Source organism: Lysobacter humi (ex Lee et al. 2017), assembly GCF_054781815.1.
In genome coordinates this window covers 619,378-639,727 of record NZ_BAAGTR010000012.1, presented here as the reverse complement: position 1 = coordinate 639,727, position 20,350 = coordinate 619,378, and the positions used below count along the sequence as shown (strand labels likewise).

At 71.9% G+C, this 20,350-nt stretch carries 21 protein-coding genes and 1 pseudogene; 8 read left to right on the top strand and 14 right to left on the bottom strand.

Annotation, left to right across the window (positions count from 1 at the left end; genetic code table 11):
- Positions 1-7 precede the first annotated feature (7 nt).
- The 3 genes from ACYVJJ_RS14050 to ACYVJJ_RS14040 are packed head-to-tail and all read right to left on the bottom strand — an operon-like array spanning position 8 to position 1,735.
- Positions 8-562, bottom strand: coding sequence for a YceI family protein (locus ACYVJJ_RS14050; protein ID WP_460834475.1), 555 nt, complete (start codon positions 560-562; stop codon positions 8-10).
- Complete coding sequence (locus ACYVJJ_RS14045; protein ID WP_460834473.1) at positions 559-1,143, bottom strand: cytochrome b; 585 nt, start codon at positions 1,141-1,143, stop codon at positions 559-561. Before ACYVJJ_RS14045 ends, ACYVJJ_RS14050 begins: the two co-directional genes overlap by 4 nt.
- Complete coding sequence (locus ACYVJJ_RS14040) at positions 1,136-1,735, bottom strand: YceI family protein (protein ID WP_460834471.1); 600 nt, start codon at positions 1,733-1,735, stop codon at positions 1,136-1,138. The genes ACYVJJ_RS14045 and ACYVJJ_RS14040 overlap by 8 nt, the downstream gene beginning before the upstream one ends.
- A gap of 127 nt (positions 1,736-1,862) precedes the next feature.
- Between ACYVJJ_RS14040 and ACYVJJ_RS14035 the strand changes: the two genes are divergently transcribed.
- A complete protein-coding gene (locus ACYVJJ_RS14035; RefSeq protein WP_460834469.1) occupies positions 1,863-5,378 on the top strand; it encodes a hybrid sensor histidine kinase/response regulator in 3,516 nt (1,171 codons plus the stop codon).
- A gap of 9 nt (positions 5,379-5,387) precedes the next feature.
- Here the strand turns inward: ACYVJJ_RS14035 and ACYVJJ_RS14030 are convergent, their stop codons facing one another.
- The 5 genes and pseudogenes from ACYVJJ_RS14030 to ACYVJJ_RS14010 all read right to left on the bottom strand — a co-directional run.
- On the bottom strand, positions 5,388-5,810 hold the full coding sequence (locus tag ACYVJJ_RS14030; protein ID WP_460834468.1) for a hypothetical protein: 423 nt from the start codon (positions 5,808-5,810) through the stop codon (positions 5,388-5,390).
- Positions 5,807-6,883 carry a uroporphyrinogen decarboxylase gene (gene hemE, locus ACYVJJ_RS14025; RefSeq protein ID WP_460834466.1) on the bottom strand — a complete coding sequence of 359 codons (1,077 nt, stop codon included), beginning with the start codon at positions 6,881-6,883 and terminating at the stop codon, positions 5,807-5,809. The genes ACYVJJ_RS14030 and hemE overlap by 4 nt, the downstream gene beginning before the upstream one ends.
- A 204-nt stretch (positions 6,884-7,087) precedes the next feature.
- Positions 7,088-7,342, bottom strand: a complete 255-nt coding sequence (locus ACYVJJ_RS14020) for a WGR domain-containing protein (protein ID WP_460834465.1) — start codon at positions 7,340-7,342, stop codon at positions 7,088-7,090.
- A 37-nt stretch (positions 7,343-7,379) separates the two neighbouring features.
- The gene (aroB, locus tag ACYVJJ_RS14015; RefSeq protein ID WP_460834706.1) at positions 7,380-8,483 is read right to left on the bottom strand and encodes a 3-dehydroquinate synthase; all 1,104 of its coding nucleotides are present in this window, start codon (positions 8,481-8,483) and stop codon (positions 7,380-7,382) included.
- Positions 8,484-8,519: 36 nt separating this feature from the next.
- Positions 8,520-9,008: pseudogene (locus tag ACYVJJ_RS14010) on the bottom strand (shikimate kinase); the annotation flags it as partial.
- 346 nt (positions 9,009-9,354) lie between these two features.
- On the opposite strand from ACYVJJ_RS14010, the gene pdxH reads away from it, so the two are divergent.
- Both pdxH and ACYVJJ_RS14000 read left to right on the top strand, forming a co-directional pair.
- Positions 9,355-9,957 (top strand): pyridoxamine 5'-phosphate oxidase, encoded by a 603-nt coding sequence (gene pdxH / locus ACYVJJ_RS14005; protein WP_460834464.1) that lies wholly within the window; start codon positions 9,355-9,357, stop codon positions 9,955-9,957.
- An 8-nt stretch (positions 9,958-9,965) separates the two neighbouring features.
- Entirely contained in the window at positions 9,966-10,763 is a 798-nt protein-coding gene (locus tag ACYVJJ_RS14000; protein ID WP_460834705.1) for an ABC transporter substrate-binding protein, read from the top strand.
- A gap of 160 nt (positions 10,764-10,923) precedes the next feature.
- Here ACYVJJ_RS14000 and ACYVJJ_RS13995 read toward each other — a convergent pair whose 3' ends face one another.
- From ACYVJJ_RS13995 to ACYVJJ_RS13980, 4 genes are read right to left on the bottom strand one after another with little or no spacing between them, the layout of a single operon-like run.
- Positions 10,924-11,385 (bottom strand): DUF4426 domain-containing protein, encoded by a 462-nt coding sequence (locus ACYVJJ_RS13995; RefSeq protein WP_460834463.1) that lies wholly within the window; start codon positions 11,383-11,385, stop codon positions 10,924-10,926.
- Positions 11,386-11,393: 8 nt separating this feature from the next.
- The gene (proC, locus tag ACYVJJ_RS13990) at positions 11,394-12,218 is read right to left on the bottom strand and encodes a pyrroline-5-carboxylate reductase (protein WP_460834461.1); all 825 of its coding nucleotides are present in this window, start codon (positions 12,216-12,218) and stop codon (positions 11,394-11,396) included.
- 52 nt (positions 12,219-12,270) lie between these two features.
- Positions 12,271-12,552 carry a hypothetical protein gene (locus tag ACYVJJ_RS13985; protein ID WP_460834460.1) on the bottom strand — a complete coding sequence of 94 codons (282 nt, stop codon included), beginning with the start codon at positions 12,550-12,552 and terminating at the stop codon, positions 12,271-12,273.
- On the bottom strand, positions 12,549-13,241 hold the full coding sequence (locus tag ACYVJJ_RS13980; RefSeq protein ID WP_460834458.1) for a YggS family pyridoxal phosphate-dependent enzyme: 693 nt from the start codon (positions 13,239-13,241) through the stop codon (positions 12,549-12,551). The genes ACYVJJ_RS13985 and ACYVJJ_RS13980 overlap by 4 nt, the downstream gene beginning before the upstream one ends.
- A 131-nt stretch (positions 13,242-13,372) precedes the next feature.
- Here ACYVJJ_RS13980 and ACYVJJ_RS13975 point away from each other — a divergent pair, with 131 nt between their 5' ends.
- The 5 genes from ACYVJJ_RS13975 to ACYVJJ_RS13955 all read left to right on the top strand — a co-directional run bounded on the left by ACYVJJ_RS13975 (position 13,373) and on the right by ACYVJJ_RS13955 (position 17,724).
- Entirely contained in the window at positions 13,373-14,410 is a 1,038-nt protein-coding gene (locus ACYVJJ_RS13975) for a type IV pilus twitching motility protein PilT (RefSeq protein ID WP_460834457.1), read from the top strand.
- A gap of 75 nt (positions 14,411-14,485) precedes the next feature.
- Positions 14,486-15,658, top strand: a complete 1,173-nt coding sequence (locus tag ACYVJJ_RS13970; RefSeq protein WP_460834703.1) for a PilT/PilU family type 4a pilus ATPase — start codon at positions 14,486-14,488, stop codon at positions 15,656-15,658.
- A 117-nt stretch (positions 15,659-15,775) separates the two neighbouring features.
- Positions 15,776-16,351 carry a YqgE/AlgH family protein gene (locus ACYVJJ_RS13965; RefSeq protein WP_460834455.1) on the top strand — a complete coding sequence of 192 codons (576 nt, stop codon included), beginning with the start codon at positions 15,776-15,778 and terminating at the stop codon, positions 16,349-16,351.
- Positions 16,351-16,815, top strand: coding sequence for a Holliday junction resolvase RuvX (ruvX, locus tag ACYVJJ_RS13960; protein WP_460834454.1), 465 nt, complete (start codon positions 16,351-16,353; stop codon positions 16,813-16,815). Before ACYVJJ_RS13965 ends, ruvX begins: the two co-directional genes overlap by 1 nt.
- 6 nt (positions 16,816-16,821) lie before the next feature.
- Positions 16,822-17,724, top strand: a complete 903-nt coding sequence (locus ACYVJJ_RS13955) for an aspartate carbamoyltransferase catalytic subunit (protein WP_460834452.1) — start codon at positions 16,822-16,824, stop codon at positions 17,722-17,724.
- A gap of 7 nt (positions 17,725-17,731) precedes the next feature.
- Here the strand turns inward: ACYVJJ_RS13955 and ACYVJJ_RS13950 are convergent, their stop codons facing one another.
- Entirely contained in the window at positions 17,732-18,754 is a 1,023-nt protein-coding gene (locus tag ACYVJJ_RS13950; protein ID WP_460834451.1) for an HDOD domain-containing protein, read from the bottom strand.
- 85 nt (positions 18,755-18,839) lie between these two features.
- Positions 18,840-20,201, bottom strand: a complete 1,362-nt coding sequence (gene mgtE, locus ACYVJJ_RS13945) for a magnesium transporter (RefSeq protein ID WP_460834449.1) — start codon at positions 20,199-20,201, stop codon at positions 18,840-18,842.
- Positions 20,202-20,350 lie beyond the last annotated feature (149 nt).

Below are 20,350 nucleotides of genomic sequence, written 5' to 3'. Positions count from 1 at the left end.
ACCGCGCCTACTTCGCAGGTGCCAGCACCACGCGCGTCGCGATCGCCACTTCGTTCGCGATCAGATCGGTGTCGACCCATTCGCCGCCGCCGACACCGAAGTCCAGGCGCTTGATCTTCGCCTGGCCGGCGAGCACCGGACGCGCGCCGGGCGTCCAGCTGAAGACGAGCGTGACCGGGCGGGTGGCGCCGCGCAGGCTCAGCTGGCCGTCGGCGACGTAGCGGCCACCGCCCAGCGCGCGGAACTTCGTGGCGACGAAGCGCGCCTGCGGAAACTTCGCGACATTGAAGAAGTCGGCGCCGCGCAGGTAGCTGTCGCGCTCGCCGTCCGCGGTGGTGGCGCCCGCAAGCGGGATCGTGACGTCCAGGCGCGACTGGGCGAGCTTCGCGGGGTCGAAGCTCAGCCGCGTGGCGAAGGTCGGGAATCGCCCCGTGAATGCTTCGCCCTGGTACCGCGCGGTGAACGTGAGCGTCGAGCCTGCAGCCTGCAGGTAATCGGCAGCGTGCGCGCCGAAGGTCGTGGCGAGCAGGAGCGGTGCGAGCAGCAGCCGCTGTAGGGTCATGACGGATCTCCGGAAGAAGGGCGGCGGCGCCACGGCAGCATGCGGTGCAGCGTGCCGTCGCCGAGGAAGACGTGGTGGTAGAGGGCCGCGAGCACGTGGCCGGCGACAAGCGCCACGAGGATCCAGAAACCGACCTCGTGCAGCGCTTCGGCGAGCTCGTGGAGGTCGTGGTCCTTGCCCGCGATCGCGGGCAGGTTGAACCGGCCGAACCATTGCAGCGGATAGCCCGACGCGGAGTTGAGCAGCCAGCCGGTGAGCGGCATCGCGATCATCATGGCGTAGAGCAGCGTGTGGCCCGTGCCGGCGGCGCGGTGCATCCACGGCGCGACGCCTGCGATCGGGCCCGGCGCGCTTGCGCGGCGTGCGAAGCGCCATGCAAGCCGCAGCAACACGAGCGCGAGCAGCGTGATGCCGAGCGACTTGTGCAGCGCGTAGAAGCGGATCCGCTCGACCGGGCTGTCGATCTCGGTCATGTACAGGCCGAGCGCGCCGAGCGCCACGATCAGCAGCGCGCTGACCCAGTGGAACAGCTGGCTCACGGCGCCCCAGCGCTCGGGGCGCGGCGGCATCGGGTCATTCATGCTTCGTCTCCGGGGAAGTGGACGCACCGCTGCGCGTGCGCGTGGCTTCGATCTCGATGCGGATCTCGACGTCGCGACCGATCACCGTCGCCCACTGGTCGACGCCGAACGCCGTGCGATCGAGGTGCGCGGTCGCCGAGAACCCGGCGGTGCGGCGGAACGGCGGCAGCGGATGCCGTTTCAGCGCGTTGAACGTCACCTCCATGCACAGTGGTCTGGCGACATCGCGGAGCCGAAGCGTGCCGCACACCTCGGCATGGGTGGCGTCGCGCGCGGTCACCCGGTCCGACGTGAAGCGTGCCTCCGGATGCTTCGCGGTGCCGAGCAGGCCCTGCACCGCCGCGTTCCACTTCGCATCGCCGAAGTCGAGGCGAGCGAGCGGGATCGTCACGTCGACCTGCGCACCGGCCCAACCTTCTGAAAAGCGAACGCGGCCCGTCGCGCCGGACACCGTGCCGAGTGCGCGCGAGAAGTCGGCGTGCCCGACCGCGACCATCACCCGCGTATGCACCGGGTCGATCGCGAAGTCTTCGGGCTCCGCCGCGGGCGCGGCGAACGGGGCGATCAGCAGCAGGACGGCGGCGGCGCGCATGGCGGCTCCCGGCGGGGTGGACCGATTCTAGGCACGCGGCAGGTGAGCGCGGTCCTGCGGCTGCAACGGGCTGTTGCCGCGTGGCCGCCGATCGGGGAGCCTTGTCGGCCCCGGGGGAGGGATTCCGATGCGCGCCTGGTTCGCCGCGTGCCTGATCGCCATGGCGGCGCTGTGCGCCGGGCCCGCGCGCGCCGGCCTGCCGGAGACGCCGCGCCCGCGGCAGTTCACCGTGGCCGACGGCCTGCCCTCGAACCGCATCAATGCGCTCGCCGAGGACCGCCAGGGCTACCTGTGGATCGCCACGAGCGATGGCCTGGCGCGTTTCGACGGCGTCGGCTTCCGGATCTGGCGGATCGAGCAGGGCCTGCGCGACAACTTCGTGTGGTCGGTTCACGTCGACGCACGCGACCGGGTTTGGGTCGGCACGCGCTCGGCCGGCCTGGCGATGCTCGACGCCTCGCGCACGCGGTTCACCCACTACGACCGCCGCACGCCGGGCGTGGGAGGCGTCGAGGTCTGGTCGATCGCGAGCGACGCGGCCGGCGATGTCTGGTTCGGCACCGCCGATGCGGGCCTGCATCGCCTGCGCGACGGTCGCGTCACCCGCTACATGCCCGTCGCGGGCGACCCCCGCAGCCTGCCCGATGCCGGCATCCGCCAGATCGAGATCACGCGCGACGGCAGTGTCTGGGTCGGCACCGTCAATGGCGTGGCGCGCTGGACCCCGCGCGGCATCGAGCGCCTGCCACCCGCGGCCACCCCGTCGCCGGTCATCAACGGCCTGAGCAGCGAGCGCGACGGCACGCTGTGGATCGGCACGGCGCGCGGCGTGGCGGTGCGTCGACCGGACGGCCGCACCTCCGCCACACCGTGGGCGCAGAGCGGTCGCGATGTGCTGCACGTCCTGCTGCGCGATCGTTTCGGCAGCTTCTGGTTCGACATTCCCGAAGGCCTCGGCGTCGACAACGAGGGCCGCGTGGGTACGGTGCCGCTGTACAGCGCGACGTCGCGCGGGCTCGTGCGCCCCTCGTGGGTGGACGCGCACGAGGACCGCGACGGCGGCCTGTGGTTTGCCAGCAATACCAGCGGCCTGTGGTACCTGCCCACGCGCTGGCGCCAGTTTTCGGTGCTCGCGCGCACGCTCGGCGATGCATCCACGCTCGCGAACGCGCAGGTGCGCGGCATCGCGCCGTCGTCCGACGGCTCCGTCTGGCTGGTCGGCAGCGGCGGCGTGCTCGACCGCTTCGACAGCGAGACCGGCGCCGTGGAGCACGTGGTCAACGATGTCGGCGACGGTTTCGTGCTCGTCTCGGTGCTGGAGGATCGCGAGGGGCGTGTCTGGGTGACGTTTCCCGACGGCATGGCACGCGTCGATCCGCGCAACCGCGAGGTGCGGCGCTGGGGCCGCGACGGCGCAGACGCTGCGCTGGCCGGCGAGACGGTGAGCCTGCTGCAGGCGGACGACGGTGCGGTCTGGCTCGCGGGCGAGGGCGGCCTGCAGGTCCGCGACGGCAGCGGCCGGGTGCTGCGCGCGATGGTTCCGGGCGATCGCCATGGCCTGCCCGCCGGCAGTCTCGTTCATCGCCTGCGCCGCACCCCCGGCGGCCGCATCTGGGCGGCGACATCGCGCGGGCTGTACGCCTGGTCACCGGAGGCCGCGCGCTTCGCGCCGGTGCGTGGCCCGGGCGCGGCGGCGGTCCACGACATCGCGATGGACGAGCGTGGCGACCTCTGGCTCGCGCGCTTCGCCGCGGTGGAGCGCTACCGGCCGGACGCGGGCCGATTGCGCCGGCTCGGCGCCTACGGACGCGATGCGGGCTTCCCGCGCGTCGCGCCGACGGGCCTCACCGTCGATTCGCGCGGCATCGCCTGGGTCACTACCGTGCGCGGGCTGGTACGTCTCGATCCCGCGCAGGGGCGCAGCCGCATCTACGGCGTGCGCGACGGCCTGCCGAGCCAGGAGTTCAGCGATCCGCCGGTCGCGCGCCCGAGCGACGGACGCATCCTCGTCGGCACGTCGGAGGGCCTCGTGGTGTTCGACCCCGCGGTGGTGCGTCCGAGCGGCGAGCGCCCGGAGCTCGTCATCGAATCGCTCGACGTGCGCCGCGGCACGCGCCTGCTGACGCTGCCGGCGTCGCGGCGGTTCACGCTGGCGCACGACGATCGCGACCTGCGCATGCGGGCGCGGCTGATGTCGTTCAGCGACGCCTCCACGCACGAGTACCGCACGCGCCTCGTCGGCTTCGACCGCGGCTGGGTGCCGATCGGTCCGGGCGGCGAGCGCGTCTTCTCGCAGCTGCCCACGGGTCGCTACCGGCTGCAGGTGGTCGGCCGCACCGCGGACCACGTCTGGTCCGCGCCGCGCGAGGTGGTGTTCGAGGTGCAGCCGCCGTGGTGGCGCACCCGCTGGGCGATCGCGGCGGCGGCCATGGCGCTCGCGGGCGCCGCGCTGATCCTCGGCTTCGCATACCGGCAGCGCCTGCGCCGACGGCTCGCACTGCAGCGCGTGGAGCAGGAGCGTCGCCTCGCCGAGGAGGCGTCCGACGCCAAGACGCGCTTCCTCGCCACGTTCGGCCACGAGGTGCGCACGCCGATGACCGGCGTGCTCGGCATGACCGAGCTGCTGCTCGACACGCCACTCGTGCAGCGCCAGCGCGGCTACGTCGAGGCGATCCGGCAGGCGGGCGAGCACCTGCTGCGCCTGCTCAACGACGCACTCGACCTCGCGCGCATCGAATCCGGGCGACTGGAACTCGCGAGCGAGCCGTTCGACCTGCACGCGATGCTGCGCGACGTCGCCGCGCTCGCCGGCCCGCTCGTCGAGCGCCGCGGGCTGGGCTTCGTGCTGCAGGTGGACGACGACGTGCCGCGCCACGTGCTCGGCGACGCGAGCCGCCTGCGGCAGATCCTGCTCAACCTGCTCGGCAATGCGCAGAAGTTCACCGAGGAGGGCCGCATCGCGCTCCATGCGCGGCGCTTCGGTCGCAGCGTGCGCTTCTCGGTCGAGGACACCGGACCCGGTCTCGACCCCGCGCAACAGGCGCGCCTCTTCCAGCGCTTCTCGCAGGCCGACGGCGCGCGCACCGCGGCCCGCTACGGCGGCAGCGGGCTCGGGCTCGCAATCAGCCAGGAGCTCGCCGAGGCGATGGGCGGGCACATCGACGTGGAGAGCACGCCCGGGCGTGGCGCGACCTTCCACGTCGTCCTGCCGCTTCCTGCCGCCGCCGCGCCGTCCGTGCCTGCGTCGCCCTCACGCGAGCCGGCGCCCTCGCGCAGCCTGACGCTGCTGCTCGTCGAGGACGATGCCACCGTGGCCGATGTCGTGATCGGCCTGCTGCAGGCGCAGGGGCACCGCGTGCACCACGTGCCGCACGCGCTCGCCGCGCTGGCGGAGGTGCAGGTGGAGCGCTTCGACGCGGCGCTGCTCGACCTCGACCTGCCGGGCATCGACGGCTTCACCCTCGCGCGGCAGTTGCGCGCGGGTGGCTTCACCGCGCCGCTGGTCGCGGTGACGGCACGCGCGGATGCGGAGTCGCCGGTGATCGCGCGGGAAAGCGGCTTCGATGCCTTCGTGCGCAAGCCGCTCACCGGTGCGCTGCTCGCACGCGCACTGGCGGACGCGGTCGACGACGCGCGACGCTGAGGACGCCGCTCACGGGATGCGCCGGATCTCCATCACGCCCAGGGCCTCGTCGTAGTAGAGGCTGTCGCTCGCATGCCCGGCAATCCATGCGATGCGCGCACGAGCTGCCGCGGGTACCTCACAAAGGTGCGACCACGGCGCCAACGCGTCGGGGTCGGCCGCCTGCGACCAGCGGATGCACTGCGCCTCGTGCACGGTATCGGCGGGCCAGTCGAGCCGCGTCCAGAGTGCCATCCGCGCGGAGGCGTCCATGTCCGACGCGCGATGGAGCGTGCCGGAGGCGTCGCGAACGACGACGCCACCGGCCCCGCGCATGACGGACCACACGACGGCATTCGCGGGTTCGGTGAAGTCGTGCGTGTAATCGCCGGCAGGCACCGCGGCGCCGGCGGACACGGGCAGCGCAAGCAGCGCCGCCGCGAGGCGCCTCATCGCGCGCTGAGCTCGTGTACCGCGGCCACCAGCGCGGCGACATGCTCGGGACTCATGTCCGGCGACATGCCGTGGCCGAGGTTGAAGACGTGGCCCTCGCGCGAGCCGCCGTTGCCGTCGCGGTAGGCATCGAGCGCACGCCCGGCCTCGCGGCGGATCGCCTCGGGCGAGGCGTACAGGGTGACCGGATCGAGATTGCCCTGCAGCGCGACGCGCCCGGCGGTGCGACGCGCGGCATCGCCGAGGTCGACCGTCCAGTCGACGCCGACGCCTTCCGCACCCGTCGCCGCGAGCTCCTCGAGGTAAGCGCCGTTGCCCTTGCCGAACAGGATCAGCGGCGCCGCGTCCGCACCGTCGCCGCGTGGCAGCTCGGCGGCGATGCGCGCCATGTAGCGCAGCGAGAACTCGCGGTACATCGCCGGCGACAGCACGCCGCCCCAGGTATCGAACACCTGCATCGCCTGCGCGCCGGCACGGCGCTGCGCATCCAGGTACGCGATCACCGCGTCCGTGGTGACCTCGAGCAGGCGGTGCATCGCCTGCGGGTCGTTGAGCGCGAGCGCCTTGACGCGCGCGAAATCCTTGCTGCCGCCGCCCTCGACCATGTAGCAGGCGAGCGTCCAGGGGCTGCCGGAAAAGCCGATCAGCGGCACGCGGCCGCCCAGCTCGCGGCGGATCAGCGCGACTGCATCGGTCACGTAGCGCAGTTCGCGACCGACGTCCGGGACCGCGAGCTTCGCGATCTCCGCCGCGGTGCGCACCGGGCGCTCGAACTTCGGGCCCTCGCCCTCGACGAAATAGAGGCCCAGGCCCATCGCATCCGGCACGGTCAGGATGTCCGAGAACAGGATCGCGGCGTCGAGCGGGAAACGCTCGAGCGGCTGCAGCGTCACTTCGCAGGCGATCTGCGGGTTCTTCGCCATCGCCAGGAAGCTGCCGGCGCGCTTGCGGGTGGCGCGGTACTCCGGCAGGTAGCGGCCCGCCTGACGCATCAGCCAGACCGGCGTGCGGTCGACGGGCTCGCGGCGCAGGGCGCGGAGGAAGCGGTCGTTCTGGAGGAGAGCGTAGGTCATCGGAGTCTGCTGGGCGACGCTTCGATAGAGTCGGAGTAGGGCCGCAGGCTCGGCGCTGCGGAGAATTCGGTCGTGACGCAGCGCGCTACGCCGGCTACTGGAGGTATACGCCCGCCGTCCATGGCGAGGTCGATCGGCTTCGGAACGTCCTGCCCGGCCATCCATGGCCGGGCGCGTCGGCGCGCATGACGTGCCACAGGCACGTCATGAACGCGCGCCCACGCCCTCCGCGAACATCAGCTGGAAGCCGCGCTTGAGCTGCGCGTCGCGCGCCTTCTCCAGCGCGTCGAGCGCGGTCTGCTGGTCCATGTACTGCTCGCGGCGGACGGTGCTGCGGCCGCCGATCTGGCCGGTCTCGCGCACGAGCGTCCACCCGCCGAGCAGGTCGGGCTGCAGCATCAGCTGGACGAAGCGCGGCGCTTCGCGGCCTTCCGGCCGTTGTTGCAGGAGCAGTCGCATCCGCGGAATTGTAGCGGGTCGCCCTGTCGGGCCGTCGTCAGCCCGCGCCGAGCACCTCGAGCACGCGCGCCTCGTCGACGTCGCGCACCACCCGTCCGTGCCCCGCGCCGTCCCAGAGCACGAAGCGCAGGCCCGCAGCGTCGGCCTTCTTGTCGAGCCGCATGCGGGCGAGCAGGGCCTCAGGCGCGAGGCCCGCTGGCACGCGCGTGGGCAGCCCGAGCCGATGGAGCAGCGCCTCGAGCCGCGTGGCGTCCGCGACCGGCGCGAGGCCGAGCGCCCCCGACAGCCGAGCGGCCAGCACCATGCCGACCGCCACCGCCTCGCCGTGCACCAGGCCGTCGCCCGCGGCGGCGTAGCCCTGCTCGGCCTCGATCGCGTGGCCGAAGGTGTGGCCGAAGTTGAGCAGCGCGCGGTCGCCGCGCTCGAAGGGATCCCGTGCGACCACCTCGGCCTTGAAGCGGCAGGAGCGCAGCACCGCCCCCGCGATCGCATCCGGCTCCCCCGCCAGCAGTGCACCGGCGTTCGCCTCGATGTGGTCGAGGAACGTGGCATCGAGGATCGCGCCGTACTTCACCACCTCGGCAAGCCCGGCCCGCAGCTCGCGCGGTGGCAGGGTCGCGAGGCTCGCGGTGTCGGCGATCACGGCCGCAGGCGGATGGAATGCACCGACGAGATTCTTGCCCGCCGGCAGGTCGACGGCGGTCTTGCCGCCCACCGACGAATCCACCATCGCGAGCAACGTCGTGGGCACCTGGACCACGTCGATGCCCCGCATCCAGCTCGCCGCGGCGAAGCCGGCAAGGTCGCCGACCACGCCACCGCCGAGGGCGACGATCGTCGCGTCGCGCGTCGCACCGAGTGCGGCGAGGGCGTCGATCACCTCGCGCCAGCGATCGAGCGTCTTCTCGGCCTCGCCGGGCGGCAGCACGTGCACGGCGAGCGATGCGCTCGGGAGGCGGCGCAGGCTCGCCTCCACCACGGGCAGGGCGACGCGGGCCACGTTCGAATCCGTCACCACCATCACGTGGCGCCCGCGGATCGCCTCCCGGAGTGCGGCGCCGTCGCGCAGCAGCCCGGCACCGACGTGGATCGGGTACGGGCCGCGTGGGCTGTCGACGTCGAGGCGCGATGGCGTCGCGATGGGGGTCGCGATCGCGAGGGGCAGGGCCGCCGCGATGCGGTCCGTGACGGCCTGCGCGGACAGGCCGGCGGTATCGACGCGCAGGTCGGCGACCTCCGCGTAGAGCGGATCGCGGCGCGCCGCCATGGCCGCGAGCATGGCCGCGCGATCGTCGCCGGCGAGCAGCGGGCGGTCGTCGTGTGCCGCGAGCCGACCACGCTGCACGTCGGGCGTTGCGTGCAGCAGCGCCGTACACGCCGCACCGCGCAGCAAGGTCCGGTTCGCCGGGTCGAGCACGACGCCCGCGCCGGTGGCCACGATCGCGCCGGTGCAGGCGAGCGCCTCGGCGAGCGCCGCCGCCTCGCGCGCGCGGAACACCGCCTCGCCGTCCTCGTGGAAGATTGCAGCCACCGTGCGCCCCGCATCCGCCTCGATGCGCGCGTCGAGGTCGATGAAGGGCCGACCGAGGCGCGCGGCGAGCAGCGCGCCGACGGTGGTCTTGCCGGCGCCGGTCGGGCCGACGAGAACGAGGGGGCGAGGCGTCATGAAGCGATTGTAGGGCGTGGGGCACGAGCCCGGCCTCGCTGCGCCGCGGGCCTGCGGGATTCCGCCTGTGGAACATCGATACGCACAGGCATGAAGGCCGCTGCAGAACGCGGTGTAGACATGGCAACTCCAATCGGGTGCGTCCTGTCGCGACACCTGCAGCGCCGCCTGCTGGTACGCGCGCGGGCCGATTTCGAGTGATGCCACGACGCACGGCATCGACTTCGAGCATCTCCGGCAATGCTCGCCCCGCCTGCCGGCCCACGCGCCGCGACCGGTCGCACGCAGTCGCGGCGCGACACCCGCAGCGCGTGCAGGCACGCATCCGTCACCGCACAATAGGGGCATGGACATCGACCCGCACTACCGGCAGGCCCTCGACACCTTCGACCTCCTGTTCGCGCAGGCGCAGGAGGCCGGCGAGCCCGATCCCACCGCGCTCGCACTCGCCACCGCCGGGCTCGACGCGCGGCCGTCGGTTCGGATGGTGCTGCTGAAGGCGCACGATGCGCGCGGCTTCGTGTTCTACACGCACCTCGACGGCCGCAAGGGCCGCGAGCTGCAGGCCGTGCCGCATGCGTCGATGCTGTTCCACTGGCCGCGGCTGCGCCACGGCGTGCAGGTCCGGCTCGAGGGCGACGTCGAGATCGTCGCCGACGAGGAAGCCGACGCCTACTTCGCCTCGCGCCCACGTGGCAGCCAGATCGGCGCCTGGGCCTCGAAGCAGTCCGAGACACTCGAGTCCGTCGAGGCCTTCGAGGCCCGCCTGCAGCAGGTCGAGCGCGAATTCGCCGGACGCGACATCCCGCGTCCGCCGCGCTGGACCGGCCTGCGGCTGCGCCCCGAGCGCATCGAGTTCTGGTACGGCGGCCAGTACCGCCTGCACGAGCGCCACGTCTTCGAGCGCGACGTCGCCGGCGAGTGGTCCACGCGGATGCTGTATCCGTGACGCAGGCCATGATCGGCCCGCGTCGCATCGTCTGCCTGACCGAGGAGCCCACCGAGACGCTCTACGCGCTCGGCGAGCAGGACCGCATCGTCGGCATCAGCGGATTCACCGTGAGGCCGGCGCGTGCGCGCAAGGAGAAGCCCAAGGTCAGCGCCTTCACGAGCGCGAAGATCGACGAGATCCTCGCGCTCAAGCCGGACCTCGCGATCGGTTTTTCCGACATCCAGGCCGATATCGCTTCGGCGCTGATCCGCAACGGCGTCGAGGTCTGGATCAGCAATCACCGCAGCGTCGACGGCATCGTCGACTACGTGCGTCGACTCGGCGCGCTGGTGGGCGTCGCGGACCGCGCCAGCCGCTATGCCGACGAGCTCGAGCGTGGCCTGGACGCCCATCGCGACGCCGCCGCGCGCCTGGCCGTGCGGCCGAAGGTCTATTTCGAGGAATGGGACGAGCCGATCATCACCGGCATCCGCTGGGTCGCCGAGCTGATCGACATCGCCGGCGGCATCGACCTGCTGCCCGCGCGGGCGGTGGAGCCGCTCGCGAAGAACCGCATCATCGGCGACCACCGCGAGATCATCGACGCCGCGCCCGACATCATCATTGGCTCGTGGTGCGGCAAGAAGTTTCGCCCCGAGCGCGTCGCCGCGCGCGCCGGCTGGCAGGACGTGCCTGCCGTGCGCGACGGCGAGCTGCACGAGATCAAATCGCCGCTGATCCTGCAGCCCGGGCCGGCAGCACTGACCGACGGCATCGCGGCGATCGCCGGCATCGTGCACGGCTGGGCGGCGCGTCGGGCCTGAGGACGGTGCGGGCCGCAGTGCGGTCCATTGCCAGGCGCGCGACGTGAAAACGCGCTAGGCCATCCTCGCCGCCCCGGAAGCCGCCGTCACTACGAGCGCGCCGCTCATCGCGCGGCGCTTGCATCACGGCGCATTCGACCGCGCCACGGCACGACGCCCATCAGCGGGCGTGCAGCTCCCGGCTGAAGCGCATCGTCGAAGCCGCGCCGTCCACGACGACGCGCACGTCGAAGCGCAACGTGTCCGGCGGGTCGATCGCCACCGTGCCGACGTAGTCGAGCAGGTCTCCGCTGCGCAGCTCGCGCAGGGTTACGGGCTGCGCATTGCCGCGCAGGTCGGTCGCGGTGGCGGTGACCCGGGCGGGCACCGAGACGTCGCCGTTCTCGCCCCGGCGCAGGGCCACGAGCAGCAACGCCGTGCGGTCGGAACGCGCGATGCCGTAGCCGCGGGCGACGGCCTCGTCGAGCGCGGTGGTCTCGATCACGCTCGCGCGCGCGGTGACGTCGCCGATGCGGACGGACGCCTCCTGCTGCGACTGCGGCATGGGCTCGGCGGGCCGAGGTGCACCGCCGCCACAGGCGGCGAGGGTGAGCAGGCAGGCGAGGAGCAGGGCAGAGCGCATGGCGGGCCTCAGTCGTTTGCGGCGGAGAGCGCGCGGCCGCGTCGCGTCGCCGCGTCGATCGCGCGGTCGACGACCGCCTCGAGGCCGTCGGCCTGGAATGACTCGACCGCGGCCTGCGTGGTGCCACCCGGCGACGTCACACGCGTGCGCAGGACGTCCGCCGGCTCGCCGGAGCGCACGAGCATCGCGGCGGCGCCGGCGATCGTCTGCTGCACCAGCAGGCGCGCGGTGTCGGCCGGCAGGCCCTGGCGGATCGCCGCGGCCTGCATCGACTCGGCGAGCAGGAAGACGTAGGCGGGCCCGCTGCCTGACACGGCGGTGACGGCGTCCATCAGCGCCTCGTCGTCGATCCAGACGGTGGGGCCGCCGGTGCGCAGCAGGCCTTCAGCCGCCTCGCGCTGCGTCGCGGACACGGCGGGCGTCGCGTACAGCCCGGTCACGCCTTCGCCGATCAGCGACGGCGTATTGGGCATCGCGCGGATCACCGCGTGGCCGCCGCCGAGCCAGCGGTCGAGCTGCGCGGCGGTGATGCCGGCCGCGATCGACACCACCAGCGGGCGCCGGGATGCCGCATCGGCCAGCTCGCCGCAGACCGTTCGCATCACCTGCGGCTTCACCGCGAGCAGCCACGTGCCGGCGCCGGTGGCCGCTTCGGCGGCGGTCGCGAACGTGCGGACCCCGAAGTCGTGGGCAAGGGCATCGCGCAGGCCCGCGACGGGCTCGGCGACGCGGATCGTGTCGGCGGGCGTGCCCTGCGCGACGAGTCCGCCGATCAGGCTGCGCGCCATGTTGCCGCCGCCGATGAAGGCGATGGGGGCGGGGGCATCGGTCATGTGCGAACTCCGTACGGGACGTGGCGAGGATACCGGCAGCCCCGTCCGCCGTTCATCCGCCGGGCCGGCGATGCCGGCGCCGGTCGCGCCAGAGCAGGGACAGGCTCGTCGCGCCGAGCACCAGGGCGACCGACAGCACCGCGTACGCGACCACGAGCAGGCGCGCACCGAGCCGGCATGCCTCGATCGAGGCCTGCAGCGTGCTCGGCCCGCAGTCGCCGTAGCGCGTGCCCGCGACCACGATCGCGGCGGCGAGCAGTGCGAAGCCCGCCAGCGCGGCGGCGACCGCGAGGCGGAACGCGCGGAGGACGCCCCGCAGGCGGGCCGGCGTCATGCGCGCGGCGGTCGCGCGCCGAACAGTGCGCTGCCGATTCGCACCATTGTCGAGCCCTCGCCGATGGCGAGCAGGTGATCGTCGCTCATGCCCATCGAGAGCGTGTCCATCGACGGATAGCCGGCGCGCAGGTCGTCGAACAGCTGTTTCGCCGCCCGGAAGGCGGGGCGCCGGGCCTCGAGATCGGGACGCGGCGCGGGGATGATCATGAGCCCGCGCAGCGAGAGTCGCGGGAGCGCAGCCACCTGCGCCGCGAGTGCCGGCAGCTCGTCCGGCCGGCAGCCGTGCTTGGACGGCTCCTCGTCGATGTCGACCTGCAGCAGCACGTCCAGCGGTGGCCGGTCGGCGGGGCGATGGCGGTCGAGCGCCACCGCGATGGAAGGTCGGTCGACGGTCTGCACCCAGTCGAAGAGCTCGGCGGCCTCCTTGGCCTTGTTCGACTGCAGGTGCCCGATCAGGTGCCACACCGGCGGTTCGGGCAGGCCCCGTTCGCGCAGCGCCTGCCGCTTGGCGACTGCCTCCTGCACGTAGTTCTCGCCGAAGTCGCGCTGGCCGGCTTCGATGAGTTCCGTGATCGCAGCCGCAGGTTGGACTTTCGAAACGGCGACCAGCCGCGGCACCGCGCATCCCGCCGCGGCCGCCGCGCTATAAAGGGCTTCTGAAACCTCGCGGAGGGCGTCGGCGAGCACGTCGGATTCCTCAATGCGGGCCGGGTGGACCGGCCGGAGCGGGGGCCTATACTGCCCCCGGGGGGTGTTCGCGAGAAGTCGCGGGCGCCACGCGGGGTTCGATCGCTGCACCACGGGGGTGGGGACGACATATGGATATCGCCGAGCTTCTGGCGTTTTCGGTCAAGAACAAGGCTTCTGACCTTCATCTCTCGGCGGGCCTTCCGCCGATGATCCGCGTCGATGGCGACGTGCGCCGCATCAACATCCCGGCGCTCGAGCACAAGCAGGTGCACGCGCTCGTCTACGACATCATGTCGGACAAGCAGCGCCGCGATTACGAGGAATTCCTCGAGGTCGACTTCTCGTTCGAGATCCCGGGCCTCGCACGCTTCCGCGTCAACGCCTTCAACCAGAACCGCGGTGCGGCGGCGGTGTTCCGTACGATTCCGTCGGAAGTGCTGACGCTCGAGGACCTCGGCTGCCCGCCGATCTTCCGCGAGGTGATCCAGCAGCCGCAGGGCCTGATCCTGGTCACGGGCCCGACCGGCTCGGGCAAGTCGACCACGCTGGCGGCGATGCTCGACCACATCAACAAGAGCGAGTACGCGCACATCCTGTCGGTGGAAGACCCGATCGAGTTCGTGCACACCTCGCAGAAGTGCCTGATCAACCAGCGCGAAGTGCATCGCGACACGCACGGCTTCAACGAGGCGCTGCGCTCGGCGCTGCGCGAGGATCCGGACTACATCCTGGTCGGCGAGCTGCGCGACCTCGAGACGATCCGCCTCGCACTCACCGCCGCCGAGACCGGCCACCTCGTGTTCGGCACGCTGCATACGTCGTCGGCGGCGAAGACGGTCGACCGCATCATCGACGTGTTCCCCGCCGGCGAGAAGCCGATGGTGCGCTCGATGCTGTCGGAGTCGCTGCGCGCGGTGATCTCGCAGGCGCTGCTGAAGAAGGTGGGCGGCGGACGCACCGCGGCGTGGGAAATCATGCTGGGCACGCCCGCGATCCGGAACCTGATCCGCGAGGACAAGGTCGCGCAGATGTACTCGTCGATCCAGACCGGCCAGCAGGTCGGCATGATGACGCTCGACCAGCACCTGCAGGACCTCGTCAAGCGCGGGATGATCCTGAAGGCGCAGGCCCGCGAGTACGCCAAGGACAAGAAGCTGTTCGACTGAGCCCGCGGCCGCCGCAGGCCTGCGTGGCAGGGCGCCGGATGCGCCCTCGCGCAACGACTGGAGATCCCGATGAACATGTCCCCCGGTACCAACCCCGCCGCAGCCGCCCCGCCGGGCGCCGGCGCGATCGACTTCTCGTCGTTCCTCAAGCTGATGGCGCAGCATCGCGCCTCGGACCTGTTCATCACCGCGGGCATGCCGCCGTCGATCAAGGTCCACGGCAAGATCTCGCCGATCACGCAGAGCCCGCTCACGCCGCAGCAGTCGCGCGATCTCGTGCTGAGCGTGATGAGCCCGGCGCAGCGCGAGGAGTTCGAGAAGACGCACGAGTGCAACTTCGCGATCGGCGTGGCGAACGTCGGTCGCTTCCGCGTGAGCTGCTTCTTCCAGCGCAACCAGGTGGGCATGGTCCTGCGCCGCATCGAGAGCAAGATCCCGACGGTGGAGGAGCTGCAGCTGCCGGCGATCATCAAGACGCTCGCGATGACCAAGCGCGGCATCATCATGTTCGTGGGCGCGACCGGCACCGGCAAGTCGACCTCGCTCGCCGCCATGATCGGCTACCGCAACAAGAACTCGAGCGGGCACATCATCACGATCGAGGACCCGATCGAGTTCGTGCACAAGCACGAGGGCTGCATCATCACGCAGCGCGAGGTCGGCATCGACACCGACAGCTGGGAGGCCGCGCTCAAGAACACGCTGCGCCAGGCGCCCGACGTAATCATGATCGGCGAGGTGCGCACGCGCGAAGGCATGGACCATGCGATCGCCTTCGCCGAGACGGGCCACCTCGTGCTGTGCACGCTGCATGCCAACAACGCCAACCAGGCGATGGACCGCATCATCAACTTCTTCCCGGAAGACCGCCGCAACCAGCTGCTGATGGACCTTTCGCTCAACCTCAAGGGCGTGGTCGCACAGCAGCTGATTCCGACGCCGGACGGCAAGGGCCGCCGCGTGGCGATGGAGATCCTGCTCGGCACGCCGCTGGTGCAGGACTACATCCGCGACGGCGAGATCCACAAGCTCAAGGAGGTCATGAAGGAGTCGACCAACCTGGGCATGAAGACCTTCGACCAGGCGCTGTTCGAGCTCTACCAGGCCGGCGAGATCTCCTACGAGGACGCGCTGCGCTATGCCGACAGCCAGAACGAGGTGCGCCTGCGCATCAAGCTGGCGCAGGGCGGTGATGCCCGCACGCTCGCGGCGGGCCTGGACGGGGTGGGGATGGCGGACATCCGCTGACACCCCGGTCGTCCGGCAACGAAGGCGCCCACACGGGCGCCTTCGTCGTTTCCGGCTAGCGCGCCGCAGGCCGGGGCGGGCTTCCTTCCGGTGCGGCGGCAGGGGCACAATGGCTGCATGGCCCTGCCCGACAGCCCCACGCCGCTCGCGAACCAGCTGCTGATCGCGCTGCCGTCGCTCGCGGAGCCGAGCTTCTCGAAGAGCGTAGCGCTGGTCTGCCAGCACGACGAGGACGGCGCGCTCGGCATCGTGGTCAACCGCCCGTCCGAGTACACGCTGGGCGAAGTGCTCAACCAGATGGGCTATGACGGCGGCACCGAGGCGCTGCGCGCGCAGGTGGTGCTCAATGGCGGCCCGGTACATCGCGAGCGCGGCTTCGTGATCCACGATGGCGGAACGCGTTGGGACTCCACCCTCGCCATCGGCGACGACCTCTGGCTGACCACGTCGCGCGAGATCCTCGAGGCGATGGCGAATGGCGAGGGGCCGGAGCATGCAGTGGTCGCGCTCGGCTGCGCCGGCTGGGGCGCGGGCCAGCTCGAGCAGGAACTGAGCATCGACAACAGCTGGCTCACCGCGCCGGCCGATCCCGACCTTCTTTTCGACACGCCGCTCGACGAGCGCTGGCAGGCGGCCGCGGGCCGCATCGGCGTCGACTTCGCGCGGCTCGCGGACTACACGGGGCGCGCCTGATGACCGGCGCGACGACCGTCCTCGGCTTCGATGTCGGCGCGCGACGCATCGGTGTGGCGGTCGGAAGTGCGTTCGGCACCGGCGCGCGACCGGTCGCGGTGGTGGACGTGCATGCGAACGGTCCCGACTGGCCCGCGATCGACCGCTGCATCCGCGAATGGCGCCCGGACGCCTTCATCGTCGGCGACCCGATGACCCTCGACGGCGGCGACCAGCCCGCGCGTCGCCGCGCGCGCGGCTTCGCGGCCGAGCTGCAGCGCCGCTTCGCGCGCCCGGTGATGCTCGTCGACGAGCGCTCCTCCTCGGTCGAGGCCGCGCAGCGCTTCGCGGTGGAGCGCCAGCAGGGCGGCAAGCGCCGTCGCGATGCGCAGGTACTCGATGCGATGGCCGCCGCGGTGATCGTCGAGCGCTGGCTCGCCGCGCCGGCGGACGCCACCGACCTCACCGCCTCCCTTCCCGGGTAACCCACGATGCCGCACCTGCTGACCCTCGACGGCCTGGCCCGTCGGGAGCTCGTCGACCTGCTCGACCTCGCCCAGCGCTTCGCCGACACGCCGGGCGACAGCGGGCTCCTGCGCGGCATCGCGGTGTGCACGCTGTTCTTCGAGCCCTCCACGCGCACGCGCATGAGCTTCCAGCTGGCGGCGCAGCGGCTCGGTGCGCACGTGCTGAACTTCGACGTCTCGACCTCGTCGGCGCGCAAGGGCGAGACGGCGCTCGACACGATGCGCAATCTCGAAGCGATGGGCGTGCGTGGGTTCGTGGTGCGGCACCAGGACGACGGCGCGGTCGCCGCGCTCGCGGCCGTCGCATTGCCGCGGACGGCGCTGCTCAATGCAGGCGACGGCCGCAGCGCTCATCCCACGCAGGGCCTGCTCGACATGCTCACGCTGCGCCAGGCGAAGGGTGCGGACTTCTCGCGGCTCAAGGTCGCGATCGTGGGCGACGTGAAGCATTCGCGGGTCGCACGATCGGACCTGCACGCGTTGCGGACGCTCGGCACCGGCGAGATCCGCGTCTGCGGCCCAGTCTCGCTGCTGCCCGACGACGGCACGCTCGACGGCTGCCGCGTCACGCACGACTTCGACGAGGCGCTCGAAGACGTCGATGCGGTGATGATGCTGCGCCTGCAGCGCGAGCGGATGGAAGAAGGGTTGATCGGCTCGCTCGACGAGTACCACGCCGACTACGGACTCACCACGACGCGCCTGCGCCGCGCCGCGCCGGATGCGATCGTCATGCATCCGGGCCCGATCAATCGTGGGGTGGAGATCACCGACGAGGTCGCGGACGGTCCCCAGTCGCTGATCCTTCGCCAGGTCGCCAATGGCGTCGCGGTGCGCATGGCCGCGCTGGCGCGCCTGCTCGGCTGAGCGCGCCTCAGGCGGCGGATTCGACCTCGTCGGCTTCGTGCTCGGCTGCGAACGCGGCGACCAGGCGGCGCTGCGCGGCCGCCGTGTCGAGCGTGCCGTCGATACCGTAGGGCGTTTCGTCGGGCAGGATCTGTCCATCGCGCGCGAGCGCGGCGCCGATCGCGAGCAGGTCGCCGGTGCGCAGCACCGCAGCGAGGCCTTCGCGCGCGCCGTCGCCTTCGCGCAGCGCCTGCAGCACCGCGTCGGGCAGCTGCCAGTGGACGGCCGCATGCGCGGTCACCGCGCGCGCGATGCCGTCGAAGCCGCGCACGAAGGCCGGGTCGCTGGCCGCGGGCACCAGCAGAGCCGCGGGAACCATGCTGAGCAGCGCGCCCGCGCCGGTCGAGGCCACCACGGCGGTGAGCTGTGCCTCGGCGACGTCGTGATGCCCCGGAGCGATCCGCGCACAGAGCCAGGTTCGCGTCTCCGACAACTGCCAGAGGCGCGCCGCGATGGCCGATCGTGCATCGGGCCGCAGGATCGGGCGCATCACGCTGGTGAAGACGACATGCCGCAGGCCGTCGGCGCCGAGCACCGTGATCGCCTGCGCGAGCCCCGTCGCCGGCGTCGCACGGCGATGGAAGGCGCTGTTGGCGATGCGCATGACGTCGCCGGCGAGCGTCGGATCACGCGCGAGGAGCGTGGCGAGCGACTGCGCGTCGACGTCCTCGCGGCGCAGCGCGGCGAGCAGTTGCGGCACGAGGGCCGGCAGGCGCGGCAGGCGGCGCGGGTCGAGGCGTTGCGCGACCGCCTCGAGGTAGGCGAGCGCCTGGGCCGAGGCGGCACCGTCGGCCGAGACGCCGTGGGGTGCATCGAGAAGCCAGCGCAGGCCGCGCGCGCGGAGCTCGTCGGCGGCAATCACCGTGCCGTCGGTCGCCCACGAGGCATCGTCGACCTCCGCCGATGTCGCGACCACGGCATCGCCGCGCCGCGCATCATCGTGCGCAGGCGTCGGGCGTCCCTGCAGGCGGCGCAGCAGTCGGTTGAGCATTGTTTTCCCCTCGGCTCACTATCGGCCGCGCACGCGCGGGGCTCAAGCGCCACCATGTGCGGCGCGTCACCGTTCGATGCGCCGGTCAGCCGAGAAGTACGAGCGTCGCCAGCCCGAGGAAGATGAAGAAGCCCATCACGTCGGTGACGGTCGTCAGGAAGATGCCGCTCGCGAGCGCCGGGTCGAAGCCCATGCGGCGGATAGTGACCGGGACGAGCACGCCGGCCGTCGCCGCGAACAGCAGGTTGAGCGTGAGCGCGACGAAGATCACCAGCGACAGCTTCCACATCTGGAACCAGGCGAGCACGATCAGCGCGAGCACTGCGCCGAGCGCGATTCCGTTGAGCAGCGCGACGCGCATTTCCTTCCACAGCAGCACGCTCACGTTCGACGCGCTCACCTGCCCGAGCGCGAGCCCGCGCACCATCAGCGCCAGCACCTGCGTGCCGGCATTGCCGCCCATGCCGGCCACGATGGGCATCAGCACGGCGAGCGCGACGAGCTTCTCGATGGTCACCTCGAACTGGCCGACCACGCTCGCGGCGAGGAACGCCGTGGCGAGGTTGATCGACAGCCAGACCAGTCGCCGGCGCATCGCGCGCCAGACGGGGCTGAAGAGGTCTTCGTCCTCGTCGAGGCCCGCGGCGCCGAGCGCCTGGTGCTCGGCCTGCTCACGAATGATGTCGACGACGTCGTCGATCGTGATGCGCCCGAGCAGGATGTTGCCTTCGTCGACCACGGGCGCACTGAGCCAGTCGTGGTCGGAGAACTGACGCGCGACTTCCGGCGCGGTCTCGCCCACGTAGATCGCGGGCTGCTCGTCGTCGACGAGGCGGTTGATCGGCGTGGCCGGTTCCTGCGTGAGCAGGTCGGACAGCGCGATACGGCCGAGGTACTGGTGGCGGCGGCTGACGACGTAGAGATGGTCCGTGTGCTCGGGGAGCTCGCCGCGCAGGCGCAGGTAGCGCAGCACGACCTCGATCGTGGTGTCGGCGCGCACCGTCACCACGTCCGGGTTCATCAGGCGGCCGGCGGTGTCCTCGGGATACGAGAGCACCTGCTCGAGGCGCTCGCGGTTATCGCGGTCCATCGACAGGAGCACCTGCTCGATCACGGCATCGGGCAGGTCCTCGACGAGATCGGCGAGGTCGTCGATGTCGAGGTCTTCGACCGCGGCGATGATCTCGTCCGGATCCATTTCCGCGAGGAGGCTCTCGCGCACCTCGTCGCCCACGTGCACCAGCACCTCGCCGTCGTCCTCCGCGTCGACCAGGCCCCACACCACCGTGCGCTTGGCCGGTGGCAGTGATTCGAGCAGGTTGCCGATCTCGGCAGGCGAGAGCGTGTTGACGAGTCGACGCACCGGGCCGAGGCGTCCGCTGTCGAGCGCGTCCGACAGCAGGCGGAGCTGCCGGGCGGTCTTCTCGTGGCGGACGGATTCGGCCATGGGCGTTCCGGCATCGGTGGACCGCGGGCGGCCCCTGGAGCGGCGTCGCACGGACCGGCGGCATGCCGGGCCTGCGTCGGAGACGGGACCGGCCGATGCGTGCGGCGAGGGGTCCGGGCGCGATTATCGCCTGCCCGCGACGATCCTGC